At 50.4% G+C, this 24930-nt stretch carries 16 protein-coding genes; 9 read left to right on the forward strand and 7 right to left on the reverse strand.

Annotation, left to right across the window (positions count from 1 at the left end):
- Positions 1-81 precede the first annotated feature (81 nt).
- The 3 genes from eda (at position 82) to kduD (ending at position 2587) form a co-directional block, all read left to right on the forward strand.
- Complete coding sequence (gene eda / locus IC617_RS06255; RefSeq protein WP_191144124.1) at positions 82-699, forward strand: bifunctional 4-hydroxy-2-oxoglutarate aldolase/2-dehydro-3-deoxy-phosphogluconate aldolase; 618 nt, start codon at positions 82-84, stop codon at positions 697-699.
- A 47-nt stretch (positions 700-746) separates the two neighbouring features.
- Positions 747-1763, forward strand: coding sequence for a class 1 fructose-bisphosphatase (fbp, locus tag IC617_RS06260; protein WP_224745850.1), 1017 nt, complete (start codon positions 747-749; stop codon positions 1761-1763).
- Between the two features lie 62 nt (positions 1764-1825).
- Complete coding sequence (gene kduD, locus IC617_RS06265) at positions 1826-2587, forward strand: 2-dehydro-3-deoxy-D-gluconate 5-dehydrogenase KduD (protein WP_191144126.1); 762 nt, start codon at positions 1826-1828, stop codon at positions 2585-2587.
- Positions 2588-2607: 20 nt separating this feature from the next.
- Here the strand turns inward: kduD and IC617_RS06270 are convergent, their stop codons facing one another.
- Positions 2608-3537 (reverse strand): LysR family transcriptional regulator, encoded by a 930-nt coding sequence (locus tag IC617_RS06270; RefSeq protein WP_191144127.1) that lies wholly within the window; start codon positions 3535-3537, stop codon positions 2608-2610.
- Between the two features lie 186 nt (positions 3538-3723).
- Between IC617_RS06270 and IC617_RS06275 the strand changes: the two genes are divergently transcribed.
- Together IC617_RS06275 and katG are read left to right on the forward strand one after the other, a co-directional pair.
- Positions 3724-5229, forward strand: a complete 1506-nt coding sequence (locus tag IC617_RS06275; protein WP_191144128.1) for a UbiD family decarboxylase — start codon at positions 3724-3726, stop codon at positions 5227-5229.
- Between the two features lie 168 nt (positions 5230-5397).
- Entirely contained in the window at positions 5398-7566 is a 2169-nt protein-coding gene (gene katG / locus IC617_RS06280) for a catalase/peroxidase HPI (protein ID WP_191144129.1), read from the forward strand.
- Between the two features lie 75 nt (positions 7567-7641).
- On the opposite strand, the gene IC617_RS06285 is transcribed toward katG, so the two are convergent.
- The 4 genes from IC617_RS06285 to IC617_RS06300 form a co-directional block, all read right to left on the reverse strand.
- The gene (locus tag IC617_RS06285; RefSeq protein ID WP_191144130.1) at positions 7642-8451 is read right to left on the reverse strand and encodes a hypothetical protein; all 810 of its coding nucleotides are present in this window, start codon (positions 8449-8451) and stop codon (positions 7642-7644) included.
- A 59-nt stretch (positions 8452-8510) separates the two neighbouring features.
- Positions 8511-10436, reverse strand: coding sequence for a sialate O-acetylesterase (locus tag IC617_RS06290; protein WP_191144131.1), 1926 nt, complete (start codon positions 10434-10436; stop codon positions 8511-8513).
- A 73-nt stretch (positions 10437-10509) separates the two neighbouring features.
- Positions 10510-11463 carry a glycoside hydrolase family 43 protein gene (locus IC617_RS06295; protein ID WP_191144132.1) on the reverse strand — a complete coding sequence of 318 codons (954 nt, stop codon included), beginning with the start codon at positions 11461-11463 and terminating at the stop codon, positions 10510-10512.
- Between the two features lie 81 nt (positions 11464-11544).
- Complete coding sequence (locus IC617_RS06300; protein ID WP_191144133.1) at positions 11545-14853, reverse strand: LamG-like jellyroll fold domain-containing protein; 3309 nt, start codon at positions 14851-14853, stop codon at positions 11545-11547.
- A gap of 354 nt (positions 14854-15207) precedes the next feature.
- Between IC617_RS06300 and IC617_RS06305 the strand changes: the two genes are divergently transcribed.
- The 4 genes from IC617_RS06305 to IC617_RS06320 all read left to right on the forward strand — a co-directional run bounded on the left by IC617_RS06305 (position 15208) and on the right by IC617_RS06320 (position 22875).
- Positions 15208-18006, forward strand: coding sequence for a TonB-dependent receptor (locus tag IC617_RS06305; protein ID WP_191144134.1), 2799 nt, complete (start codon positions 15208-15210; stop codon positions 18004-18006).
- 103 nt (positions 18007-18109) lie between these two features.
- Positions 18110-19513, forward strand: a complete 1404-nt coding sequence (locus IC617_RS06310; protein WP_191144161.1) for an MFS transporter — start codon at positions 18110-18112, stop codon at positions 19511-19513.
- Between the two features lie 2 nt (positions 19514-19515).
- Complete coding sequence (locus tag IC617_RS06315; protein WP_191144135.1) at positions 19516-20472, forward strand: glycoside hydrolase family 43 protein; 957 nt, start codon at positions 19516-19518, stop codon at positions 20470-20472.
- A gap of 15 nt (positions 20473-20487) precedes the next feature.
- The gene (locus IC617_RS06320) at positions 20488-22875 is read left to right on the forward strand and encodes a glycoside hydrolase family 127 protein (RefSeq protein WP_191144136.1); all 2388 of its coding nucleotides are present in this window, start codon (positions 20488-20490) and stop codon (positions 22873-22875) included.
- Between the two features lie 43 nt (positions 22876-22918).
- On the opposite strand, the gene IC617_RS06325 is transcribed toward IC617_RS06320, so the two are convergent.
- Together IC617_RS06325 and IC617_RS06330 are read right to left on the reverse strand one after the other, a co-directional pair.
- Entirely contained in the window at positions 22919-23428 is a 510-nt protein-coding gene (locus IC617_RS06325; protein WP_191144137.1) for a YgjV family protein, read from the reverse strand.
- Between the two features lie 388 nt (positions 23429-23816).
- Positions 23817-24836 (reverse strand): arabinan endo-1,5-alpha-L-arabinosidase, encoded by a 1020-nt coding sequence (locus tag IC617_RS06330; RefSeq protein WP_191144138.1) that lies wholly within the window; start codon positions 24834-24836, stop codon positions 23817-23819.
- Positions 24837-24930: the final 94 nt, after the last annotated feature.

The following is a 24930-nucleotide window of genomic DNA, read 5'->3' on the forward strand; positions in this document are numbered from 1 at the left end:
TTTTTACTTTCTGAGCAGCCGTAGGCCACTACTAAAACAGCTCGGCTGCTCAATCTATGTTTTATTCCCATGAGGTTAACAATGAACTCTTTTAAGAGCTTAATGAAGGATCAACAACTGCTGCCCATCATTCAGGCTAACTCTGCTGAAGAAGGTGTCCAAATCGCCGGAGCGATGCGTGCTGGTGGTATTCATTTGGTTGAAGTGGTGCTTCGTACCGAGGCGTCGATTGAAGCCCTTGAAGCGATTAAGGCCGCTTACCCTGATATGTGTGTTGGTGCAGGTACTGTGATCAGCGTCGATACCTTGGATAAAGCATTGGCAGCCGGTGCCGATTTTATCGTCACACCAGCGATCTCAAACTCCTTGCTACAAGCTCTAAAAGCCTGTCCGGTGCCTGTGCTACCGGGCGTGTCGAATACCGGCGACATTCTGCTGGCCAGCGAATACGGGTTTACCGAGCTGAAGTTATTCCCTGCCTCATTGGCCGGCGGCGCCGCCTTTATCAAGGCGATGAGCTCGGTATTTCAGCAGATTAGTTTCTGCCCAACCGGCGGCGTTAGTGCCGATAACCGAAACGACTTTTTGAGTTTGCCGAACTGTTTTGCCGTTGGTGGTACTTGGGTGGCGGCTAAAGCTTGGGTTGAAGCTGGCGATTGGCAAGCAATCACTGACGCTTGCGCGCAGGCCAACGCTTAAACAGAGTCAGGCAGCGACCATCAAAGGAGATTTCGGCCGTGGCTAGTATGACCACTCTCGGTGAATTTATTGTTCAGCAGCAACATGCATTTCCCCACGCAACGGGCGAATTGTCATCGCTGATTAGCGCGATTCGATTGGCGGCAAAGATTGTCAATCGAGAGATCAATCGGGCAGGTTTGTCGCCCGACATTATTGGCGCAGTGGGTGTTGAAAACGTTCAAGGTGAAGTGCAGCAAAAGCTTGATGTGTTTGCCAATGATAAATTCAAGGCGGCATTGGAAGCACGCGGCGAGGTCTGTGGGCTGGCCTCCGAAGAGGAAGAAGACTTTGTTGTGTTTGATGGCGAGCGGGGCAAAAACGCCAGTTATGTGGTGCTGATTGATCCTCTCGACGGCTCGTCAAACATCGATGTGAATGTCTCCGTCGGTACCATCTTTTCGATTTATCGACGGATCACGCCGGTTGGCGAGCCGGTCAGCGGCAAAGATTTTCTCCAGCCGGGCTGCAATCAGGTTGCTGCTGGGTATGTGATTTATGGCTCTTCCACCATGTTGGTGTACACCACTGGGGTTGGTGTCAATGGCTTCACCTATGACCCGACTCTTGGCGCATTCGCGCTGTCTCACCCCAATATGCGGCTACCGGACAACGGCACTATTTACTCCATTAACGAAGGCAACTACATCAAGTTTCCGGCGGGAGTGAAGCAGTACATTAAGTACTGTCAGGAGCGAGATGAGGCCACTAACCGGCCTTATACCTCGCGCTATATCGGCTCGCTGGTATCTGATTTCCATCGCAATTTACTCAAAGGTGGCATTTACATTTATCCGACCACGGAAAGTGCGCCAGATGGCAAATTGCGGCTGCTCTATGAATGTAATCCCATTGCATTTTTGGCTGAACAAGCCGGAGGGATCGCTTCCGATGGCCGTCAGCGGATCCTTGATATCGAGCCGACTAGTTTACATCAGCGGGTGCCGTTTTTTGCTGGCTCACGGCTGATGGTTGAGCAAGCACAGCAGTTTTTGAACCAGAGCGCTGAGGTGGTCGCTAGTTAAGCGGGACTTTGGCAAAACAAACAACAATCTATATCTAACAAAACAATAGCGGAGTAGGGATCATGATTCTCGATTCATTCGATTTGAACGGCAAAGTTGCCATTGTCACTGGTTGTGATACTGGCTTGGGACAAGGCATGGCGTTGGGTTTAGCCAGTGCGGGTTGTGACATTGTCGGGGTGAATATTGTTGAGCCAACCGAAACCATCGAAAAGATGGCGGCCACTGGCAAAAAATTTCTCGATATTCGTGCTGACTTGATGAAGCTGGATGACATTCCATCGATCATCGAACGTGCAGTGAGTGAGTTTGGTCGCATTGATATTTTGGTCAATAACGCCGGTATTATTCGCCGCAACGACGCCATCGAATTCTCTGAGAAAGACTGGGATGACGTCATGAATATTAACGTTAAATCAGTGTTCTTTATGTCCCAAGCTGCCGCCAAGCAATTTATTGCGCAGGGCGAAGGCGGCAAGATCGTCAACATTGCCTCAATGTTGTCATTCCAAGGTGGTATTCGAGTGCCGTCTTACACCGCATCGAAAAGTGGTGTCATGGGTGTGACTCGCCTGATGGCCAATGAGTGGGCCGCTCATGGAATTAACGTCAACGCCATTGCTCCGGGTTACATGGCGACCAACAACACCGCAGCGTTGCGCGCCGATGAAGCACGCAATCAAGCTATTTTGGAGCGTATTCCTGCTGGCCGCTGGGGTGATCCGAGTGACTTGGCTGGTCCATGCGTGTTCTTGGCATCACCTGCCTCGGATTACATCAATGGTTACACCATTGCTGTGGATGGTGGTTGGCTGGCGCGCTAAGCCCCATTTGACTTAGCTGGTCAGCGAACATGATGAGCGTCGTGACTAAGAATCAATGGCAAAAGGGTTTGTCGAAACCATTGATGAGCAGGGTCTTTATGGAGGCGCTCATGCCAAAACACCGAATAGCTCAGTGGTTCTAGATCGAACGGCAGCGGCTGATAACAAAGCTGATATTGTGGTGCCATGGTTTGCGCCTGATGAAGCGGCACGATTGCCAACAGATCGGAATGACTTAGCGTTGCATACATGGGCGAATAGCCCTGGCAATGAAGCTGAATCTGGCGCTCAAGACCCATGGTCTTGAGCGCTTTTTCTATTGGCCGATCGGCGCCGCCGCCGGTTTTGGTTGATGCATGGGGGTAGCGCAGCAGGGTGTCGATGGTCAATGTGTGTTGGGCTAGTGGATGGCCTTGGCGCATCAAACAAACCCAATGATCACGAGCAACTTGCTGACGATAGAAATTGGCGGCAAAGGCATCATCAATACTAATGGCAAAGTCGATTTTGCCATCAACAAATAATGCTCGCGATTGGCTATCCCAATTGTGCAGCGCTACCGATAAGTTGCTATGGGGTACCACCCCTTTGGCGATGACATCAGGCAACACATAAGTACTGACGTAGTCAGGCGCACAAATTGAAAACTGGCGACGATCAGCCTTGGGATCAAAGCGGTTGTGAAGCAGCCGGTACAAATCCGTTCGGACATCCTCCAGTGACGCCGCAATCTCCTCTGCCCTCGGCGTAAGCTGATACTGAGTACCCACTCGCACCAACAATTCATCATTGAGTAAATCACGTAGCTGCGCTAACTGCCGGCTCAAGGTTGGCTGGGTCATGGCCAGTTGCTCAGCGGCGAGCGACACGCTGCGCGTTTCCAACAAGGTTTTGAGAGGGATCAGCAAGTTCAGGTTCATTCGGTGTAAGGCGTGATCCTGATAATGCATGTAAAACCCTTGTTCAGTGATTCAGTTAGCTGATTGCCAAAGTCCATCGCGACAGTTAAGAGCGCATCACGATAGCTAAAATGAATAATGACTATGCAAATTATGTGCTGCTCGGTGCAAGTGCCAGCGGGGTAATCTTACCGGAACTGTGGGCATTATCGTCCAAAACTAGTTTCAGGAGTTGGAATGACCCGCGAATTACATCGAGACTTTGATTATCAGCAGGCCCATCAAGCGGTCTACGATCTGCGTTCGGCCATTGCTTACCTCAAGCAGTTTCCCGACCAAGTCCTAGAAACCTCGGAACCAGTTGACCCAGTGGCGGAATTATCGGGAGTTTACCGCCACATCGGTGCCGGTGGCACCACAGCAAGGCCGACTAAGACCGGCCCGATGATGGTATTTAATGAGGTTATTGGCCATCCCGATGCGCGGGTCGCAATTGGCGTGGTGGGATCGCGCCAGCGTCTGGGTTACTTACTGGGCGCAGCGCCAGATCAACTCGGCCAGCAAATGTGCCGAGCGTTACAGAATCCGTTACCACCGGTGATGGTGCCGAAAGGTTCTGCGGTTTGCCAGCAAGTGGTCCATTTAGCCACCGATCCGGGATTTGATCTTGGCAAACTGCTGCCAGCACCAACCAATACCAGTGAAGATGCAGGGCCGTTTATCACGATGGGACTGGTGTATGCCGCTGATCCGGAAACGGGCGCAGAGAACGTCACCATCCACCGGCAGTGCATCCAATCGCGAGATGAGTTATCCATTTTCTTTGCGCCAGGCCGACACATTGATGCGTTTCGGGCGAAATCTGAAGCAAGGGGCAAGCCACTGCCTGTGTCGGTCAGCATTGGTGTCGATCCGGCGATTTATTGCGCCTCTTGTTTTGAACCACCGGCGACACCGATTGGTTTTAATGAATTGGAAATTGCGGGCTCATTACGTTCCAGGCCGGTCGAATTAACTCAATGTGTCACTAGCAGCGCCAAAGCGGTGGCTGATGCCGAAATTGTAATCGAAGGGGAAATCGTCCCAGACGCCAGAGTGGTGGAAGATCAGAACTCCGGTACTGGTAAAGCGATGCCGGAGTTTCCGGGCTACACCGGAGAAGCCAATCCGAGTTTGCCGGTCATCAAAGTGAAGGCGGTAACCCATCGCTTTCAACCCATTTGCCAAACGACGATCGGCTCGAGTGAAGAGCATGTGTCACTTGCTGGAATACCGACAGAGGCCAGTATTTTAGCGGCATTGGAAGCGGCCATGCCGGGGCGGGTCAACAATGTGTATGCGCACTCCGCAGGTGGCGGTAAGTTACTGGCGGTAATTCAGTTTCATAAGCGAGTACAGGGTGACCAAGGCTTGGAGCGACAAGCTGCGTTATGTGCTTTTGCCGCCTTCAGAGAACTCAAAACAGTTATTTTGGTCGATCACGATGTTGATATTTTTGATAGCAATGATGTGCTCTGGGAGCTGACAACTCGGCATCAGTCAGACGTCGATACCATCGTCATTCCAGGGGTTAAATGCCATGTGTTAGACCCGTCACAATCACCGGCGATAAGCCCCTCTATTTTGCACCATGGACTATCCTGTAAAACCATCTACGACTGTACCGTTCCTTTTTCTCAACAGCATAAATTTCAACGCTCCGACTTTATGGAGGTTGACTACGAACGATTTCTCCGGGGATAGATGGCGCTTCAATACTGGCGCTGCCGAACCGGAAATAAGGGCGCATTAGTGCTCACTTAAATAACCTAGATCAAAGCAATTAGAGACACGATCTGTAGGTTGCCGAAGTGCTAGCTCAAAATAATATTATATTACTAATTATATGCAACATACTGAGGAGAGCTCACAATGAGCGACGATAATAAATCAGCTGGTGGTTGTCCATTTATGCACGGCAGTGCGACGTCGGAAACTAAGGCTGGTAAATCCTGGTGGCCCAACTCACTGAGCCTGGATATTTTGCATCAACACGACTCCAAGTCGAACCCGATGGCGGCGGATTTCAACTACCGCGAAGCCCTGGCAAACCTGGATGTGGATGCTCTAAAAGCCGATTTGAAAGATTTAATGACCAGCAGTCAGTCGTGGTGGCCGGCCGACTGGGGCCACTATGGTGGTTTGATGATCCGGATGTCATGGCATGCGGCAGGCTCCTACCGGACGGCGGATGGCCGCGGTGGAGCGGGCACCGGTAACTTGCGTTTTGCGCCGCTCAATTCCTGGCCGGACAACGCCAATCTGGATAAAGCACGACGCTTATTGTGGCCGATTAAGAAAAAGTATGGCAACAGCTTGAGCTGGGCCGATCTGATCGCCTATGCCGGTACCATGGCCTATGAATCAATGGGACTAAAAACCTTTGGTTTTGGCTTTGGTCGGGAAGATATCTGGCACCCAGAGAAAGACACTTACTGGGGCTCGGAAAAAGAGTGGTTGGATGCCAATCGTTATGATGCCGACGGCGGTAATCGGGAGTCATTGGAAAATCCGCTAGCTGCTGTGCAAATGGGCCTGATTTACGTTAACCCAGAGGGTGTTAATGGCCAGCCTGATCCGCTGAAAACAGCGAAAGACATGCGGGTCACTTTTGCTCGAATGGCAATGAACGATGAAGAAACAGTGGCGTTGACCGCCGGTGGTCACACGGTTGGTAAATGTCATGGTAACGGCGATGCTAGCTTATTAGGCCCTGAGCCAGAAGCCGCAGGGGTCGAAGATCAAGGCTTGGGTTGGTTGAATAAAACCAAGCGCGGTGTCGGTCGCGACGCGGTCACCAGTGGCCTCGAAGGCGCATGGACGACCAATCCAACCCAGTGGGATGATGGTTACTTCTACTTGTTATTCAACTATGACTGGGAGCTGAAAAAAAGCCCCGCGGGCGCTTCCCAGTGGGAGCCTATCAACATCAAAGAAGAAGACAAGCCGGTTGATGTTGAAGGTTCTGGCGAGCGTTACAATCCGATCATGACCGATGCTGACATGGCGCTGGTGAAAGATCCGGAATACCGCAAAATCTCCGAGCGTTTCTACAAGGATCCAGCCTACTTCTCAGAAGTTTTCGCCCGCGCTTGGTTCAAACTAACGCACCGCGATATGGGGCCGAAAGCCTGTTACTTTGGCCCAGATGTGCCAGCCGAAGATTTGATTTGGCAAGACCCGATCCCAGCAGGTAGCACCGACTATGATGCCGATGCCGTCAAGGCTAAAATTGCCGCTAGCGGCTTGACCAGTGCTGAGCTGATTGCCACCGCTTGGGATAGTGCGCGCACCTTCCGTGCCTCAGATAAGCGCGGCGGTGCCAATGGCAGCCGTATTCGGTTAGCACCGCAAAATAACTGGCAGGGCAATGAGCCAGAGCGGTTGGCGCGGGTGCTCGCTGTGTTGCAAGGCATTGCTGCAGAAACCGGGGCGAGCGTCGCTGATGTCATTGTGCTCGGTGGTAATCTGGCCATTGAACAGGCCGCCCAAGCGGCGGGCGTTGCTGTTTCCGTGCCGTTTGCAGCTGGCCGCGGCGACGCCACCGACGAAATGACTGACAGCGCCTCGTTTGATGTATTGGAGCCTTTGCATGACGGCTTCCGCAACTGGCTTAAAGACGATTATGCGGTCAGTGCCGAAGAAATGTTGTTGGACCGTGCTCAGTTGATGGGCTTGAGTGCGCCGGAAATGACCGTGTTGGTTGGCGGCTTGCGGGTGCTTGGTGTCAATTATGGTGGTGAAAAGCATGGCGTTTTCACCGATCGCGAAGGTGTGTTGAGTAACGACTTCTTTGTCAACCTGACCGACATGAATTACACCTGGAAGCCGGTTGCTAAGAATCTTTATCATTTGTCAGAACGCGGCTCTGATGAGCTGAAGTGGACCGCAACCCGAGTTGATTTAGTCTTTGGCTCCAACTCGATCTTACGGGCTTATGCTGAGTTGTATGCCCAAGACGACAATCTCAACAAGTTTGTTAATGACTTTGTCGCAGCTTGGAGCAAGGTGATGCACGCCGATCGTTTTGATTTGGCCTAATCACGATTTGTCAGCAGCACCGAGTTAACAGTAAAAGGGCGAACCAGTGGTTCGCCCTTGTTTGTATCGGTGGCGTTACTTACATTCAGGTAATTCTGACGGTAGTGTTTCACCGGGACGGCGACATTCGACAATGCGGACACTGCCTTGAGGGCTTTGGTAGAAGGTATAACCTATTCGCCACAAATAAGGCGCGGCCTTTTGGTAGTAGTCATCCATCTTGCCCTGCACGATCAGACCTGCCAGCTTGCTGTGGCTGAGTGGCACTGAGTTATTTCGAGCATCAATCACCTCCATGACATCCAACGAAATATCCTGACTATGATAAATCAGCTGTAACTGAACGATGAGCTCGCCGCCGGTCTCCAGCGTCAAAGTATAGGTTTGCTTCAGGCCGCCAATAACTGGTTGCAATTGGTCAAGTAATTGGTAGAGACGCTGCAGTATCTGCGCTGCCCATGGTTGCTGCTTGAGCCAGTCCTTGATTTGCGGCTGACAATAGGCACAGTGAGGCAGTTGCCAAGCGTTGGCTACAGTGCTCTGAGGAATAGTGTGTTGCGCCAGTGCGGTTGCTAGTTGATCGAACTGGGCAAACAGCTGCGCCACCTTTGTTTCAACGTCAGCTGGCGTCGCTATGGCTTGAACCGCTGGTGTTGAATTACTCGTTAGTGAGTAGGAACTAACCTGCTGTTGATTGAAATCAATTAGGTGTAGCGTGGTGGGGAGTTGTGCCGCGACGTCGGCAGGCAATGCTTGAGCCGGTAACTGATTGCTCGCCAACAACTGTTGTTGCAGTAGCTTGCAATCGTCGCAGACTATGGTCAATTGCGCTTGTGCTTGCCATGACAGCAGCACACAAACTAAGCCAAGAGTTAATTTTTTCATAAACAGCATCCTTGTGTTGATGTTAATGCTCAGCCGCAACCCTTGCGGCTGAGTTGTTGCTACCGATCAAACTGCCATTGAAACGGCGTGACAGGCAGATTGGCAGAATTCACCAGATTAACCTTGGGATTATCGGCCCAAGCGTAACGAAGCGCCTGCGGCTGATTAACCGTCGCTGGCAGTTGCAGTATCACTTTGTCGCCTTCAACTCGCCCAGATATCCATTGCCAGCCAAGGTGTTTGTCTTTAACGGCAAACCCCGCTAACGGTTGCTCGTTAGTCAACTTTAAGCCCGCGGCGGTTTGGTTGAATCGGACCAAGATTTCGCCAGCCTGAATTTCAGCGCTCACAGGTTGTGGGCTATCAAGGATGGGTTGGTGCTGATAAACCACACGATTCGCAGCCAGCCACAGACGGTAACCAACATCTTGCTTATTGCGCGGATGAATATCATCAGCATCACCAATATCAATGGTCACCGCCATGCCGGTTTTAGCGATCTGTAAAGTGTGACGCTGGGCTTCGCGCAGCGTTGCCCAGTCACTTTCAGAGGGGAGCGTCACTGGCGTCATGAAATTGGCCAGCTGGGTAAAAATAAACGGTAGCTGGGCGTTGCCCCATGCGTCGCGCCAACTGCCAATGAGCTGGGCAAACAAGTCTTGGTAATGTTCCGCTTGATCGGCATTACTTTCACCCTGATACCAAATGACGCCTTTAATTGGCATTGTGGTCAGTGGTTCAATCATGCTGTTGTAGAGCATTGATGGCCGCCAGTGAATGTACTCCGGCATTGGCAGAGGTGGTGCAATGCGGTTATTGAACGCCCAGCCCTGACCAAACTCTGAGGCGTGATCATTGATGTGTAGCTGAACGCGGCCGGGGAGGCCGACAAACACTTTGTTGTCCCAGTCGTTGGTGATCCGCAAAGCGAGCAGGTTATCGCCAGCACGCAGCAGATCGTTATCCAGCGGCAGGCGATCGAGGGTGGATGACCAGTCTTTTTGATGGATCAATTGACCATTGAGATAAACGTGGGCGTTTTGAATGACAGTGCCGAACTCAATGACGACATCGTCGTTGGCGTTGGCTAACTCAAAACGTTTGCGCAACCAGACCACATCTGCCAGAGGCTCCGGCGTTGGCAGATCAATTCGTTGCCAAGCTTGATCATCGTAGTCGCTGCGGTGAACGCCGTAGGCTTCATCGGCACTGGTGTTGTTGATGATTTGCCACTTGTGTTGATGGGCGGCCTCATTTTGCTCAATCCGCTGGCGCCATTGTTGTGGCTGGCTGATGATATCGCTGGCTTGAGCTTGGTAGGCTGGCAAAGGAAGTAATGCCGGTGCTGGCGCCCACGCTTCGGCTGGGGTGCCACCCCAAGTACTATCGACAATGCCAACGGCAACCTGTTCATTGTGTTGCAGGTGTTTGGCGAAGAACCAAGCCACGGCTGAGAAGTTTGCGACCTTAGAGGGCGACGCAACCTGCCAAGACAACCGGCGCTTGAGCTCGGATTGTGGCACTTCGCTGTAGCTATTTTCTACTTCGGCGTAGCGGATCAGCGGGTAGTTCGAATCGGCTATTTCTGCCGCCATGTTATTAATGTCATTGGCCACCTTCCATTCCATGTTGGATTGGCCTGATGCCAACCAGACATCACCAAGGTAAATATCTTTAAGGCTGATGCGCCGATCGGCGACGATGGTCAGCTGATACGGACCACCTGCCGGCATTGCTGGCAGCTGGGCGTGCCAGTGACCATTATCATCAGCTACTGTGAGGGCGCTGTGACCGGCCAAGGAGATATTAATTTCGCTCGCAGGATCAGCGGTACCCGATAGCGGAATGGGTTGTAGCCGTTGCAACACCATATGGTCGGCAAAGCGGTTATCGAGGGTAACCGGTGAGATTGAATCTGATTTGTTTGAGCAAGATATCATGACGTTAACCATTAGTATGGCCAATGCCCAGTTGCGAAAACGCATGGCGTCTCCTTGATTGAAAAAGGCGACATGGCTGGTCGCCGTGTCGCCTGTCGACAATGGTTAGGGCGAGAGATTATTTGCTAAGCCCTTCTGTTGTCATGATGATGCGCTGCAGTGAGCCATCGTCGTTGTAATACAAAGGATCGATTGAAACCGAACGACGGAAGCGACCACCACTTGGCTGACCTTCTTTCGGTGGCATGGCGCCGGTGTGGTAGATGAAATAATCTTTGCCTTTGAATTCAATGACCGACTGGTGATTGGTTTCAGAGTTACCGGCAATCTCATTCAAAATGCCCTTATATTGCCAAGGTCCGTGAATGCTCTTACTCATTGAGTAACAGATTTTCTCAGGGAATTCACAGGCATAAGTGACATAGTAATAGTCGTTCTTTTTATGGACCCAAAGCGCTTCGGTAAAGTTAGGGAGATCCATTACTTTGTAATCGCCATCAAGCTCAATCATGTTGTCTTTGAGTTTGGCGTATTTAGGAACCAAGTTACCCCAGAAGATATAGCTGTCGCCGTTCTCTTCAATAAAGATGGCTGGATCAATATCGTCCCAGTCATTTGGCGTTTCGGTGGTCATGTCATTGGTGATCAAGGCCTTGCCAATGGCATCTTTAAACGGACCGTAAGGAGAATCAGATACGGCAACGCCAACGGCAAAGCCAGGCTTGCTATCGTCGTGACGGACGGTGGTGTAGAAGTAGAACTTGCCGTCTTTTTCCACCATGTGAGAAGCCCAAGCCTGACCGGTGGCCCATTTGAAATCGGTGGCTTTCATGAATGCACCATGAGACTCCCAATTGATCATGTCTTTTGAGGTGTAAAGCAACCAGTCGTGCATTTCAAAAAACACATCATTATTCGGAGCAACATCATGGCCGGTGTACAGGTAAACGGTGTCACCGTGAACCAGCGCCGCCGGATCGGCGGTAAAGGCGTCGGTAATAATTGGGTTGGCAGCAAGTGCGGGTAATGTTGCTGCACTAAGCAGTGCGGCTACAGTCAGAGATTTAAACATAGAAAAAACCTTCAAAAACTAAATCAAGCCAATTAACAAAGCACCGGCCGATTAAGCCGGTGCTTTTCAGGGAAGCAACAATTACTGCTGTTGCAGGTAGAACTGAGCTGCATCAGAGGCCGAAATCACCTCATCAAAAATCATCAACTCATCAACCTGACCATTAAATGGTGTATCCCAGAAGTTGACGCCGATGGCAAAGCCGGTCGCAGCCGCTGCACCAAAGACATCTGGGAAGCCAGTACCGCTAAATGCTTCTTCACCATTGATGTAGATGGTGAGGGCATCACCGTTCAGCGTCACCACTAAGTGGCTCCAGCTGCCCGTCGGGATTTGCTGACCTGCACCCGCGTCATACCAGCTGGTACCAGACCAAACCATGGTGTTGTTGCTCACCGCATCGGTACCCATAGGAACAACACTGACCCAGCTGTCGCTGTTAGCATAACCAAAGAACGCTGGGGTGAACTGGTTAAGTTCTGTTGGGTTTAACCAGAGCGCAAAGCTATAGGTATTGTCGGTGATCAGGTTGTTCGGTAATTCAACACCTGATGCGCCATCTAACACCAGAGCACGACCTTCAGCGCGATCCGCGTATTGAATGTTGCCACCTTCGCTACCAATCAGGCCAGCTGTTGGCGTGCCTGCAGCAAAGTAGCCTTGGGCATCGCTTAGATCATCACCATCGAAGCTGTACCAAGCCAGTGGCGTTGGCAAGCCATTGGAGCGAACAACTGCAGTGAATTGCTTGGTCGCGGTTTCGCCGTCAAGGGTAATGGTTGCAGTCAGCGTCACGGTGGCGTCAGGCTCACCAGCAGCTGGACGAGTCACTTCACCCAGCGTCGAGATGACGGCTGGATTTGATGATTCCCAACTAACCGCAGCGGCATAGGCGCCAGTGGTTGGCAGGTAAATATCTTCACGTAATGAGCTGGTGTCGCCAATGTCCAATAGCTCTGCAGCAGAGACCACCAAATCAGCAGCTGGCAGTGGCACGATATCCAAGTTTTGGATCTCAGCCGCACTCAGCGCACCTTCATAAATCTTCAACTCATCGATCAGACCATTGAATGGCAGATCCCAGTAGTTGACGCCCAGAGTGAACACGCCTGCGCCACCGCTGAACAGATCTTGGAAGTTACCACCGCTGAAGCGCTCTTCACCATCCACGTAGACTTTAACCACGCCTTGTTTCACCGAGAACGCAAGGTGAGACCAAGCATTTTCAGGAATACGCAGGCCAGTTGATGCGTCGTACCAACGTTGGCTACCGCTCCACAGCATGGTGTTGCCATCCCAGCTTTGTGGCAACAGGCTGAGCCAGTTGTCATTTGCTTGGGCGCCAAAGAAGGCTGGAGTGAAGCCGGTGATCACTGTTGGGTTGACCCACATCGATACCGTGTATTCGTAGTTGTTGATCAAACCATCTGGTAGACGGACACCACTGGTGCCATCGAGCCACACTGCTTGCTGGCTTTGGCCTGCTGCATACAACACGGCACCATCAGTTGAATCAGGTGTGGTACCTGTTTCGGTGGCAGTGGCGTTGTAGCCGAGCTGATCATCAAGGTTACCTTCAAACGAGTACTGAGCGACTCGGTTGTATGGCTTGCGAGCAGGAACAATAACGACGTATTGCTCAGTCGTGGTGACGCCATTGAGTGTCACTGTCGCAGTTAAGGTGACTTGTGCATCGGCTTCGCCCGCGTTTGGACGGCTGACAATACCGCTGGTATTGATGTACTCAGGTTTGTCGGTTTGCCATTCAATGGTTGCACCGAGTGCGCCAGTGGTTGGCAATTCGATATTGGACTGGCTAGAAGACGGCATGCCGGCTGCTAATTCCGCCACGATCCGACCGACCGTTTCTTCATCGCTTGGATTATCTAATTGACTACCCCAAATGGTCACACCATCAGAAGACAATGCGGTGAAAGTCGGCGTCAGGCGTTCAGAGTTGTCATTGTATTGCCAAGACAGCTTGCCTGAAAACGAACCCAAACCATCAATGTCGAGCGTGATGTTGTTGTCATCATCAAAACGATAAGAGCCGGCATAATCACCACTGATCACGCCCCAAGGCTCCAGTGTTAGATAGCTTGAAACTTTCGCTTCACGGTTAATGTCATGCTCATGATTAATGAATTGGTAGGTGCCGCGCAGATCAATACCATCGACAATGTTTTCGCCGACTAGCGGTACATAGCGATGTGGCGCAGTGACCAGCCAGCCATCTTCGTTAATGAACATTTCGTGAACGCGAACCGAGTGGCCTTCGCCCAAATGTGGATAACGAGTGTGGAAAATCAGGAAGTGTTTGCCTGTTTCTTCGTCGTAGTAAGCAGAGTTGTGGCCCGGAGCCATGTAACCATGGTCAGTGCCAGCTTCGCCAACGTTGTTGACGAACATGTGGCCGCCCATCATTTTTACGCCATACGGCTCAATGCTATTCCAGTTACCTGCTGCGCCGATCATATCGGTACCAGAAGCATCTAAGAATGGACCGGTTGGGCTGGTGGAGCGAGCAACGCGCATGTTGTAGCCATCGTTCTGCTCATAGCCACCGAAGGATGTGATCAGATAGTAGTACTCTGATTCAGGGCTATAGAACATGTATGGCCCTTCAATGGCGCTGTAATAGCCACCCATGATCTTGGTGCCGTAACCTTGATCGGGTAGTGGGAAGCCAGTCGTAGCGTCCATTTCCATTACCCAGATGCCGCCTGAGTACGAGCCGTACACCATCCATAATTTGCCGTCGGCATCGAAAAATACGTCAGGATCAATGGCATTCGGGTGGATGTTGCCGTCGTAGTCGTTGCCGTCGATGCCAGGATTTTCGGCGCCAACGTGACCAGAACGTAAGAATAAGCCTAAGTTCGAATAAGGCCCTTCAATATTGTCGGATACAGCAACACCCATGTATGAGCGAGATACACAGGCGCCGGTCTCTGGCAGCGCGCAGTGATCATAGTAGAAATAGTACTTGCCATCTTCGAGTTGAATGACGTCTGCAGCCCAAGAGCCGACATGACCGCCTACCCAAGCAATACCTTCTGCTGCTTCTTCTGCGTAGGTATCAAATAGTGGATTGTCGTCATTAACGCCATCGGCAACCATGGTCCAGTTCATTAAGTCTGTGGACTTGGCCGCAGCTAAGTGGGAACCAAAGATATAATATGTGCCGTCGTTGGTGCGAATTACTGACGGGTCATGGACTGTGACGTCAGTGAAGTTAACCTCTTCGGGTAATGAAGGGTCTGGAGATTCTGGTGGCTGCTCCCGTGGTGGAGCGGGTACAGTTTCGTTTCCGAGCTTTTGGCTGCCGCCGTCACCACAGGCTCCCAAGCCTAGTGCCACAGCAAGCGCCAGCGTGGCGCGATGTTTCATAAGGAACTCCCTACGTTGTCATAAGGTATTATTGTATTACTAAATGTAGCGTTCAGAGATTAACAGTTTTGTAAAATGTTTAAACAGGCTCTTTGTGATTTTGTGCGGCCAAACTCACATTTAATTTTACTTTTAAAGTCGAAGAAACCTTATTTCTAAAGGTCTAGCTGAATATAAGGCACAATGGCGCACACTCGAATCGAGTCGTTGTTCTAGGGGAGCGTGTGAGAAAGATCACCAATTCACAAATATGAGCGAAAGGTTAATTGCACGTCAAAAAGTAATACAATAGTATTAATGTTGTTCGATCAGCGAATTAATTAAACATATTAAAAACAACTGGGGTTCACACTGATGCTCAAACGCACTTTGATTGCCAATGCTGTTGTCGCGGCGCTGGCATGTTCTGTACCTACCCTGTATGCAGCTGAAAATGACCAAACTGAAGCAGCAGCAGATGAGACTGAAGTTATTCAGGTTACCGGTATTCGCGGTAGTCTGAGTAAAGCCATCAATATTAAACGTGAATCGTATCAACTGGTTGATGCGATTGTTGCCGAAGATATCGGTAAATTTCCTGATAACAACGTGGTTGAAGCTCTGCAGCGTGTGTCTGGTGTGCAGGTAACTGACCGCGGTGCCGGTGAAGTCAACACCGTGACGATTCGTGGTTTGACCGATGTCACCACCACGGTGAATGGTCGCCAAATCTTTACTGCATCTGGCCGTTCGGTTGCCTTGGCCGATATGCCAGCCGCTTTGCTCGAAACGGTTGAAGTGTACAAAACGCGTTCTGCTTCTCAGGTTGGTAGTGGTATTGCCGGTCAAATCGATATTTCGACTCAGCGCCCATTCAACTTTGAAGGCAGTAAAGTCGTATTTGCCGGCCGCGCAATCTATCAGGATCAGGCTGATGAAGTCGATCCAAACTTGAGCTTATTGCTCAGTAATCGCTGGGAAACTAGTCACGGTGATTTTGGTGCTTTAGTCAACGTTTCTTATGCTGAAACAAGCTATCGCGATCAGGGCGTGGCTCCGGGTGCATTTGTACCTTTCATGACAATGAATCCAGCCGATGGCTTTGGTCAGTTGGAGCGTATTTTCCCAACAGATCCACGAGTGACTGAATCGCCAATCTGGGAGCCAGGCCTTGAGCAAGGTTTGCCATGGAATGCTGGTGCAACGCTGGATATCAACGGCGTACCAACTGAGTACTACTTGTCGCGCGATGCGGTATTTGCCAACGATTTTACTGGTGAGCGTGAGCGTCCAGCTGCCAACATTTCGTTGCAATGGGCACCAAATGATAGCTCAGAGTATGTCTTTGAAGCGTTTTACAACGGCTACCGCAACGAGTCATTCAACTCACTGATGTTTACCTTTGTTGACTGGTGGGGGGGTGTTGATGACAGCAATCCACCGATTTTGTACAAAGATACCAACATCATCAAAGAGCGTTATGTTAGCTCGCCATATGGCTTTAACAGTGGTGACTTAACCAAAGAAAGCACTGACAGCTACGTCTTTGCATTGGGCGGTAAGTGGGATCTGACAGACGATTTCTTCTTGTCTTCTGACCTTTACTATCAGGATTCAACCTTTGAATCTGACTTCATCGCCATGCGGACCGACCGTGTTGCCCATGGTTTGTATGTTGATTTCAATGATAAGAATGGTTTGCCTGCTCTGGAATTTTTCGATAATCCAGACACTGATGTCAACGAAGCTGACTTGACCGATCCATCACTGTGGAACGTGGCGCAGCTGTATGACAACGGCGGCAAGCGTAAAGGTGACGCGGTTACTCTCCACTTGGATGCAGAATACTTTGCCGAGTGGAATGGTATTGAGCGCATCGCATTTGGTGGTATGTATGATGTCCGTAATTCTAGCGAATACACCCGTGGCGTTGATGGCTTCTTAGGTCAACCGCTCTCTGATTTGGATGAAGGCTTGGTTCACATCACCAAGGGCTTTTACGATGGCAAGGCGGATATTCCAACAGCATGGGCGGTGGCCGACGGTCACTATATTCATAAGCACCGCGATCAGTTCCGTGAGCTTTATGGCTTCCCAGAAGACCAGTTGGTGTTAGAGCAAACCTTCGATATCGAAGAAACCACCACCTCGTTGTACTTCGAAATGGACTATGTCAACGAACTGTTTGGTAGAGAGTTTGATGCTCAGATCGGCTTGCGTTACGAGCACGTTGATCGCGACATGGACTTCTTCAATGTTGATGCCGATCCAATCACTAAGAGCAGTGCCAGCAATAGCAATGAATCGTGGTTGCCGAGCTTGGTCATGCGTTATCACCTAACCGACGACATTATTGCTCGTTTTGCTTACACCGAAACCATTCGCCAACCTGATTTTGTGCAGCTTAATGCTTACATCGATTATCAGGAAGACGTGACCAACATTGGTTATGGTCAAGCATTTGGTGGTAACCCAGATTTGGCTCCGGTGGAGTCGAAAAACTACGATATCTCTTTGGAGTATTACTTCAATGAAGGTAGCTCGGTTTACGCCACTTGGTTTAAGCGTGACATCGAAGGCTTTGTCTATGATTCACTGCGCGTTGTTGATTATCAGGCGCCAGGTGAAGATGAGCCTTACCCATACATCCTGAGCCAGCCAGATAACGCATCTGATGGTACGCTGAAAGGTTGGGAGTTGGGTGCTATCTACATCCCTGAAGGTCTGCCAGATATGCTTGAAGGTATTGGTGCGCAAGCAAGTGCAACCATCCTCGACTCTGAGCAAGATCTACCAGTGTACGATGAAGAGGGTGAGCTGAAAGGCTACAACACTCGCGATATGTTTGGTGTATCCGACAAGTCATACAGTACCGTGTTGTTCATGGAAAAAGAGAAGTTTGACATGCGCCTTTCATACGTTTGGCGTGATGACTTCTTGGCAAACTATGAAGCGGCACTGTTTGCTAACCCACGTGGCGTCTATCGTCGTCCAGAAGAAAGCATGGACTTCCAGTTCAGCTACTTCGTCAATGATGATCTGACGGTTACGTTTGATGCAACCAACATCACTGAAGAAATTTACAAGTCGTACTATGAGTATCCAAAAACTCATAACTTGGGTAACTCGCTCTACAGCCGCACATTTGCTGTAGGTATCCGTTACTCCATCTAATTGTAAGTTTGTTGCTACTACGAAAGGCCTCGCTTCAGAGGCCTTTCGATTACTTACACAATACGCGCCAGTGTGGCGCATAGCGATTAAGTGAACCTGAATGATGAAAGAAAGTAAGCTGTCTGTCTTTGAGAAAGTCGGGTTTGGCGCAGGAGACATGTCGATTAACGTCATGATCGCTGCGCTGTTTTATTTCATGTCGTACTTCTATACCGACGTGTTTGGTCTCAAGCCAATCGACATGGGCATTATGTTCCTTGTGGCGCGGATGACCGATGCAATCAGTGATCCGCTGATGGGCATGATCACCGACCGGTTTAAATACAAGCGTGGCCGTTTTCGTCCTTATTTCTTATATCTGGCCATTCCGTACGGCGTTTCGATGGTGCTGTTATTCACCACGCCAGATCTTGATTATGCCGGCAAGTTAATCTGGGCCTACGCCACCTATTTGTTTGCAACTCTGATGTTTACCGGTGTTGCGATTCCTTATATTTCCTACATTGGTGTGCTGACCTCCGATCCGAAAGAGCGTTTGTCGGCCAATGGTTATCGGATGTTTTTTGCCAAGCTGGCTAATGTTGCGATTGTTTCGTCGGTTCCGGTTCTTGCCGGAATGTGGGGCAAGGGCGACTCTGGCTTGGGTTACCAGCTGGCGATGGCCTTTATGTCAGGTGTCGGCATTTTACTATTGCTGTTTTGCTACTTCTCAACCCATGAGCGGGTCGAGCATCAAGTCACCAAGTTATCGGTTGGTGCTCAATTCCGCGGTTTGTTGCGCAATGATCAATGGTTGATCCTTGCTGCTGCCTGTATTTTGGGCACCTTGGCCTATTCGATTCGAGGCAGTGTGGCGCTGTATTACGCCAAATATTACCTCGGCGTCAGCGATGCCGTTGCCGGCTCGTTCCTCAGTGCCGGTATTGCCGCGTCGATTTTCTCTATGGTGGCGTCCACTTGGTTTACCAAGCGCTGGTGCAAGCTGAAGTTATTCCGCTGGTCACAAGTGGCGGTTGGCTTTATTAGCGTGCTGATGTTCTTTGTGGTTAAGCCGGGTGATGTGTGGATGGCATTTGGCCTCTACATCATCTTGTCATTTGTGGTTGATTTACATGCGCCAATTTTCTGGTCAGCCATTGCCGAAGCCGTTGACTACGGCCATGTCAAAGATGGCAGCCGAGTGTCTGGTTTGTCATTCGGCGGTATCTCGTTTGCCCAAAAAGCAGGTGCTGGCTTAGCCGGTTTTGCTGGCGGCATGCTACTCGACTTGTTCCAATACCAACCCAACCAAGAGCAAACTAGTTTTACCTTGACTGGGTTGGCGCTCATGTTGACGGTGATCCCCGGTGTCATTCACAGCCTGATGGGCTGGCTGATGTTCAAATACCGCATCACCAATTCTTTTTATCGAACCATGATAGATAGCAAGACCGTTGATATTGATCAGGCAGGACAACCCCTGTCGAGCAATCAGCCGCAGCCATCTGTCGATGTAAAGGTGAGTTAACCATGTTACAAAATCTCGACTTATCGAAACCATTGATTGAGCAACGTGCCGATCCGTTTATCTACAAGCACACCGATGGCTATTACTATTTCACCGCCTCGGTGCCCGCTTACGACGGCATTGAACTGCGCCGCGCCAAAACCCTCGAAGGATTGGCCCAAGCGGAAACTGTAATGGTCTGGCACAAGCCAGATGAAGGCCCGTATAGCGACTTGATTTGGGCGCCTGAAATTCACTTTAACCAAGGCGCTTGGTACGTCTATTTCGCTGCTGCACCGTCGCGCGAAATTAAGTTCGACTTGTTCCAGCATCGGATGTACGCCATTAGCACCAAAGCGGATAACCCACTGACTGGTGAGTGGACCTTTGAAGGTCAAGTTGATTCCGGCATTGACGCGTTTTGCTTGGATGCCACCACGTTCACTCACAATGATGTGCTGTATTACGTGTGGGCGCAGAAAGAGCCAGAGATCAAAGGTAATTCCAATATTTTGATTGCGCCGATGGCCACCCCAACTCGCCTTGCCGGTGAGCCAGTGCGGCTGACTATTCCTGAGTTTGATTGGGAGATCCGTGGTTTTTGGGTCAATGAAGGGCCTGCCGTGCTCAAGCATGGCAATCGTATCTTCATCACTTATTCTGCCAGTGCCACCGATGAAAACTATTGCATGGGTTTGCTGAGCGCCAATATTGATGATGATTTGCTGGATCCTAAATCTTGGACCAAAGCGCCCCAGCCAGTGTTCCAGACCCACGATGAGTTAAGCATTTTTGGCCCTGGCCACAATAGCTTTACCAAAGACGATGAGGGCAATGATGTGTTGGTTTACCACGCTCGAACCTACACCGAAATCGTTGGCGATCCGCTATGGGATCCAAACCGTCACACCTACGTTAAGCTGGTCAAATGGGATGACAACGGCTTCCCAGTATTCGGCAAGCCCGGTCAGGCCGACTAGCAGTGGAGAGACTAAATGAAGCTTAAACCCTTATTTAGTCTCATTGCCATATCAGCAGCGGCGTTTACGCCGCTGCATGCTATCAGCTCTGAGACTTTTCCTGCCGGTCAAATCCAACTACTCGACAGTCCTTTTTCCCACGCCCAAACCGTTAACCTGACTTATCTCCGTGCGCTCAACCCCGATCGCTTGCTGGCGCCTTATTTACGCGAAGCAGGCCTAAAAGCCAAAGCGCAGCCTTATGGCAACTGGGAAAGCACGGGTCTTGATGGTCACATTGGTGGCCACTATTTATCAGCCTTGAGCCTGGCGTATCAGTCCACTGGTGAGGAGTGGTTGCTACACCGTTTAAGTTACATGGTGGATGAACTACAACGTGCGCAGCAGGCCAATGGCAATGGTTATCTCGGTGGTATTCCCCAAGGTCAACAAGCTTGGCAGCGTGTCCAGCAGGGCGATATTGAGGTGGATTTGTTTTCCCTTAATCAGCGCTGGGTGCCTTGGTACAACATTCACAAAATGTATGCAGGCCTGCGCGATGCCTATGACATTGGGAAATTGCCAAAAGCCAAACAAATGCTCATCGATCTGAGTGACTGGGCTTACCGGTTAACCGAGCAACTATCGGATGAGCAACTTGAACAAATGCTGGTGGCTGAGCACGGCGGCATGAACGAAACCTTTGCCGATGTCTACGAGCTAACCGGCGATGCCAAGTATTTGCGTCTGGCAGAAAAATTCACCCACAAACTGATTCTCGATCCACTGGTTGCCGAGCAGGACAAACTGACCGGATTACACGCTAATACCCAGATCCCCAAAGTTGTTGGTGCGCTGCGGGTGGCGCAACTAAATGGCGATCAAAGCTGGCATGATGCGGCCGACTACTTTTGGCATAACGTCACCGGCCATCGAACGGTTGCCATTGGTGGCAATAGCGTGCGCGAGCATTTTCATGATGCCGATTCGTTTGCTGAGATGCGTCAGTCAGTCGAAGGACCGGAAACCTGCAATACCTACAACATGCTCAAACTCAGCAAAATGTTGTTTTTGGAGCAGCAGGAAGGCAAATACCTCGACTATTACGAGCGCGCCACTTACAACCATATTCTGTCCTCGCAGCATCCCGAGACCGGCGGCTTGGTTTACTTTACGCCGATTAAATCCGGCCACTATCGCAAGTACTCTCAGGTTGATACCTCGATGTGGTGCTGCGTTGGCTCAGGTATTGAAAATCACAGTAAATACGGTGAGTTGATTTACACCCATGACAATGAGCAATTGTACGTCAACCTGCTGATCCCATCGCGGCTCGACTGGCCAGAGCAACAACTCAAGCTTCGCTTGCAAAGTCGTTTCCCGGATCAAAATCAAGCGACCTTGGTGGTTGAACAAGCTCCTGACAACTCGCCGGTGCAACTCAATCTGCGGCTGCCATCATGGTTGCAGGCAGGTTCTGCCAAGTTGCAACTTAATGGCAAACCGCTTAGCAAAGGGCAAGTGGACAATGGCTATATCCAGTTGCCTTCGGGCCTGCAAAGTGGTGACACCATCACCTTGGACTTTGCTGTGACGCCAAGCCTGGAGCCGTTGCCTGATGGTAGTCAGCATTATGCGGTACTTTACGGCCCAGTGGTGATGGCGCAGCAACTGACGCCGTTTGCCAACGAGAAGTTAAACTTCTTTGCCGGTGATGCGCGCATGGGCCATATTGCCGACGGCCCGAGTTGTCCGCCGTCAGCCGAAGGGGTGATCACTGGTAATGCAGAAGCCTTTGCCCACTCGTTAAAGCGATTACCGCAAACGGAGCTGGCGCTAACGGCTAGCGAGCCGGAGTTGATTCATGCCACGGCCAGCAACGGGACCTTTATTCCGTTTTTCCGGCTGCATGAAAGTCGCTATCAGATCTACATGGAGCAAGTGCAACCTGCTGAGCTAGAGGCACGAATGGCCCAAGCCGAGGCGCAAGCAAAACAGTTGGCGGTGCTCAAATCGAAAACCCTGGATCAGATCGCTCCGGGTGAGCAGCAGCCCGAAGCTGAACATGGTTTTGCCGGAGAGAGCACTAACACCGGAATTAATGACGGCCAGCGCTGGCGAGATAGTACTAACTGGTTTGGCTACCGCCTATCGGACCCTGAATTGAAAGCCAAATTCTTGCGGATCCGTTATTTCGCCGGCGATGTAAACCGCACCTTTAAGATCATGCTCAATGGCCAGCTTTTGGCACATGTTTCGTTGCCAGAAAAGCATAGTGACAGCCGCTTTTATGAAGTGGATTATCCAATCCCAGAAGCGATTTTGAACCAAGCTAAAGATGGCTTGCATGCCTTGAAGTTTGTTGCCGAGCCGAATTCGGTGGCGGGGGGAATTTACGGTATTCGACTGCTTCACAGTCAATAATTACAGAGCTAAACAGACGGGGGCGCAGCCCCCGTTCTTGTCTTTAGGTGGCCAGGTTAGTCGGTGTCCGCTTCATCCGATAAATATTCATCAGATTGACACAGATAACAACCGTTTCTAGCATCACGCCGCCAATTGAGCCAATGATGAAGTTGTTGATTAACCAGCAAATCGAACCTGCCAAAAATGCCAGCCGCATGCGCGTACCTGTGAGCATAAAGATGGCGTAAGTGCCGATCATCGAACCGGCTATCGCAAACAAATCAAACCACGATGTGGCAAGCCAAGAGCCGATGGCAAGATTGATGGCGAGAAAAAACGACGCGACGTAAAACGATGAGAAGTAAATCGATGCGCCAGTTCGTAGCACCGAGATTAAACTGCCAAAAGCAGCAACCGGAGCACCCATCAATAGAAAATGGGTCAGGTGATTCAAATTAAAAACTAACATCATGACCTTAAAACGCCGGGTATCAACCTGACAAAAGGTAATGATGCCCAGCGCAAAGCTAAGCAGGCCGACGCACTGGGCGAGACTGAGTTCTATGTTCATTTAGCCTTCTATCGATGTATCGAATAAAAATATGTGTGGTTGCGAATATGGCGAAGCCATGCTCTAAAACTGTGTTGGAATCCTTTGGTTTTATCTCGCCGAATCAGGAGTGGTGGCGTTGTTCCAACGAGGTAACTAAAAGCACTTGAGCGTCGATATACTGTGTGGGACAGCCGCCGTCCTGCTTAAATCTGTCGTTATTGTTACTGTTATGCTGTACCGATCTTGCTGTGTGTTACCTGTGCTTCCATTCGAGCGAGTGATTCTAACATTATGTGACTTGCGTCACAATTTATTTGTGTGAATTTTAGTCAATTAAAAGGGCAAATGGTGCTGACCAAATGCCCGTTTAGATTGCTACTGCTAGAGCCTGTTGCTGCCGATTCGATTACTTCATTAGCACGCTTTGGTAGCGGTTTAGGTCGTCAGGATTGACCGTTGGCCAGCCATCGACCCATTTGATTGGTAAGATCTTGAGCTTTTGCTGGGCGTTGTCGGCTGTTTCATAGGCGTGAAATACCAGATAATCTTGACCATCAAAGTGGTAGGCCGAATTATGACCGAGTGCGACATAGTCTTTGTTGCCTTGCAGCACCAGCGTGCCGCCGCCATCCAGTAGGCTGTTACCTTGCTTGTCCAAATATGGGCCAGTAACCGTCTTCGAGCGGCCCACCATAATTTTGTAATCACTGTCCATGCCACGGCAGCATTTATCAAATGACAAGAACTGGTAGTAAAAACCTTGATGCTTGAAAATAAATGGTGCCTCGATGGCGCCGCCTGAAGGGTTGTGCTCATGCAATGGCCGGCGAGCAATGTGATGCCATTCTTGTGGTTGGGCAATAGCCGTCAGACTTGGGTCCATTTTAACCAGTTTTAAGCCACTCCAGAAGGAACCAAAGCTCATCCAGTAATTACCATGCTCATCGGCAATTAGAGCCGGATCAATAGCATTCCAATCATCCCGCTCCGGCACCGACTCAATAACTGCGCCATGATCAACCCAGCCAAAGTCGGCGGAATTTGGGTCTAGCGACTTAGTTGTCGCAACGCCGATGGCCGAGGTATTGCGGCCAAAAGCAGACACCGAGTAATACAGGTAGAACACGCCATCTTTTTCGATCACATCCGGAGCCCACAGGTGACCATCGAAGCTTGGTGCAACCGACTTAGCCCATTTCGGCTCGGTAGCGAATACCCGCCCAGCAAGTTGCCAGTGGATCATGTCATCAGACTGATAGTAGGTAATGCCCGGGCCGGTGCTGAATACATAGTATGTGTCGTTGCTTTTGATCATCACTGGATCATGAACACTGACTTGTTGTGAGCCGGCTTGGGTTGAGCAGCCGACAATGGCTAAACATGCACATAGCAGAGAGGTCTTGGCGTGACTAAAAAGAGATTTCATGGCGTTAAAAAAGCTCCAAGTACAAAACATCGGTACAGATCGCTAGTCTAGCAAATTTCACTTGTTAAAAGTAATACAATATTAATAATGTGAT

It is taken from the genome of Neiella litorisoli, from assembly GCF_014773395.1.
GTDB classification, from domain to species: Bacteria; Pseudomonadota; Gammaproteobacteria; order Enterobacterales; family Neiellaceae; genus Neiella; species Neiella litorisoli.

Bases quoted from the DNA above. Each gene is read 5' to 3' on its own strand.
- eda (WP_191144124.1), top strand. From the start codon at position 82: ATGAACTCTTTTAAGAGCTTAATGAAGGATCAACAACTGCTGCCCATC.
- fbp (WP_224745850.1), top strand. From the start codon at position 747: ATGACCACTCTCGGTGAATTTATTGTTCAGCAGCAACATGCATTTCCC.
- kduD (WP_191144126.1), top strand. From the start codon at position 1,826: ATGATTCTCGATTCATTCGATTTGAACGGCAAAGTTGCCATTGTCACT.
- IC617_RS06270 (WP_191144127.1), bottom strand. From the start codon at position 3,537: ATGCATTATCAGGATCACGCCTTACACCGAATGAACCTGAACTTGCTG.
- IC617_RS06275 (WP_191144128.1), top strand. From the start codon at position 3,724: ATGACCCGCGAATTACATCGAGACTTTGATTATCAGCAGGCCCATCAA.
- katG (WP_191144129.1), top strand. From the start codon at position 5,398: ATGAGCGACGATAATAAATCAGCTGGTGGTTGTCCATTTATGCACGGC.
- IC617_RS06285 (WP_191144130.1), bottom strand. From the start codon at position 8,451: ATGAAAAAATTAACTCTTGGCTTAGTTTGTGTGCTGCTGTCATGGCAA.
- IC617_RS06290 (WP_191144131.1), bottom strand. From the start codon at position 10,436: ATGCGTTTTCGCAACTGGGCATTGGCCATACTAATGGTTAACGTCATG.
- IC617_RS06295 (WP_191144132.1), bottom strand. From the start codon at position 11,463: ATGTTTAAATCTCTGACTGTAGCCGCACTGCTTAGTGCAGCAACATTA.
- IC617_RS06300 (WP_191144133.1), bottom strand. From the start codon at position 14,853: ATGAAACATCGCGCCACGCTGGCGCTTGCTGTGGCACTAGGCTTGGGA.
- IC617_RS06305 (WP_191144134.1), top strand. From the start codon at position 15,208: ATGCTCAAACGCACTTTGATTGCCAATGCTGTTGTCGCGGCGCTGGCA.
- IC617_RS06310 (WP_191144161.1), top strand. From the start codon at position 18,110: ATGAAAGAAAGTAAGCTGTCTGTCTTTGAGAAAGTCGGGTTTGGCGCA.
- IC617_RS06315 (WP_191144135.1), top strand. From the start codon at position 19,516: ATGTTACAAAATCTCGACTTATCGAAACCATTGATTGAGCAACGTGCC.
- IC617_RS06320 (WP_191144136.1), top strand. From the start codon at position 20,488: ATGAAGCTTAAACCCTTATTTAGTCTCATTGCCATATCAGCAGCGGCG.
- IC617_RS06325 (WP_191144137.1), bottom strand. From the start codon at position 23,428: ATGAACATAGAACTCAGTCTCGCCCAGTGCGTCGGCCTGCTTAGCTTT.
- IC617_RS06330 (WP_191144138.1), bottom strand. From the start codon at position 24,836: ATGAAATCTCTTTTTAGTCACGCCAAGACCTCTCTGCTATGTGCATGT.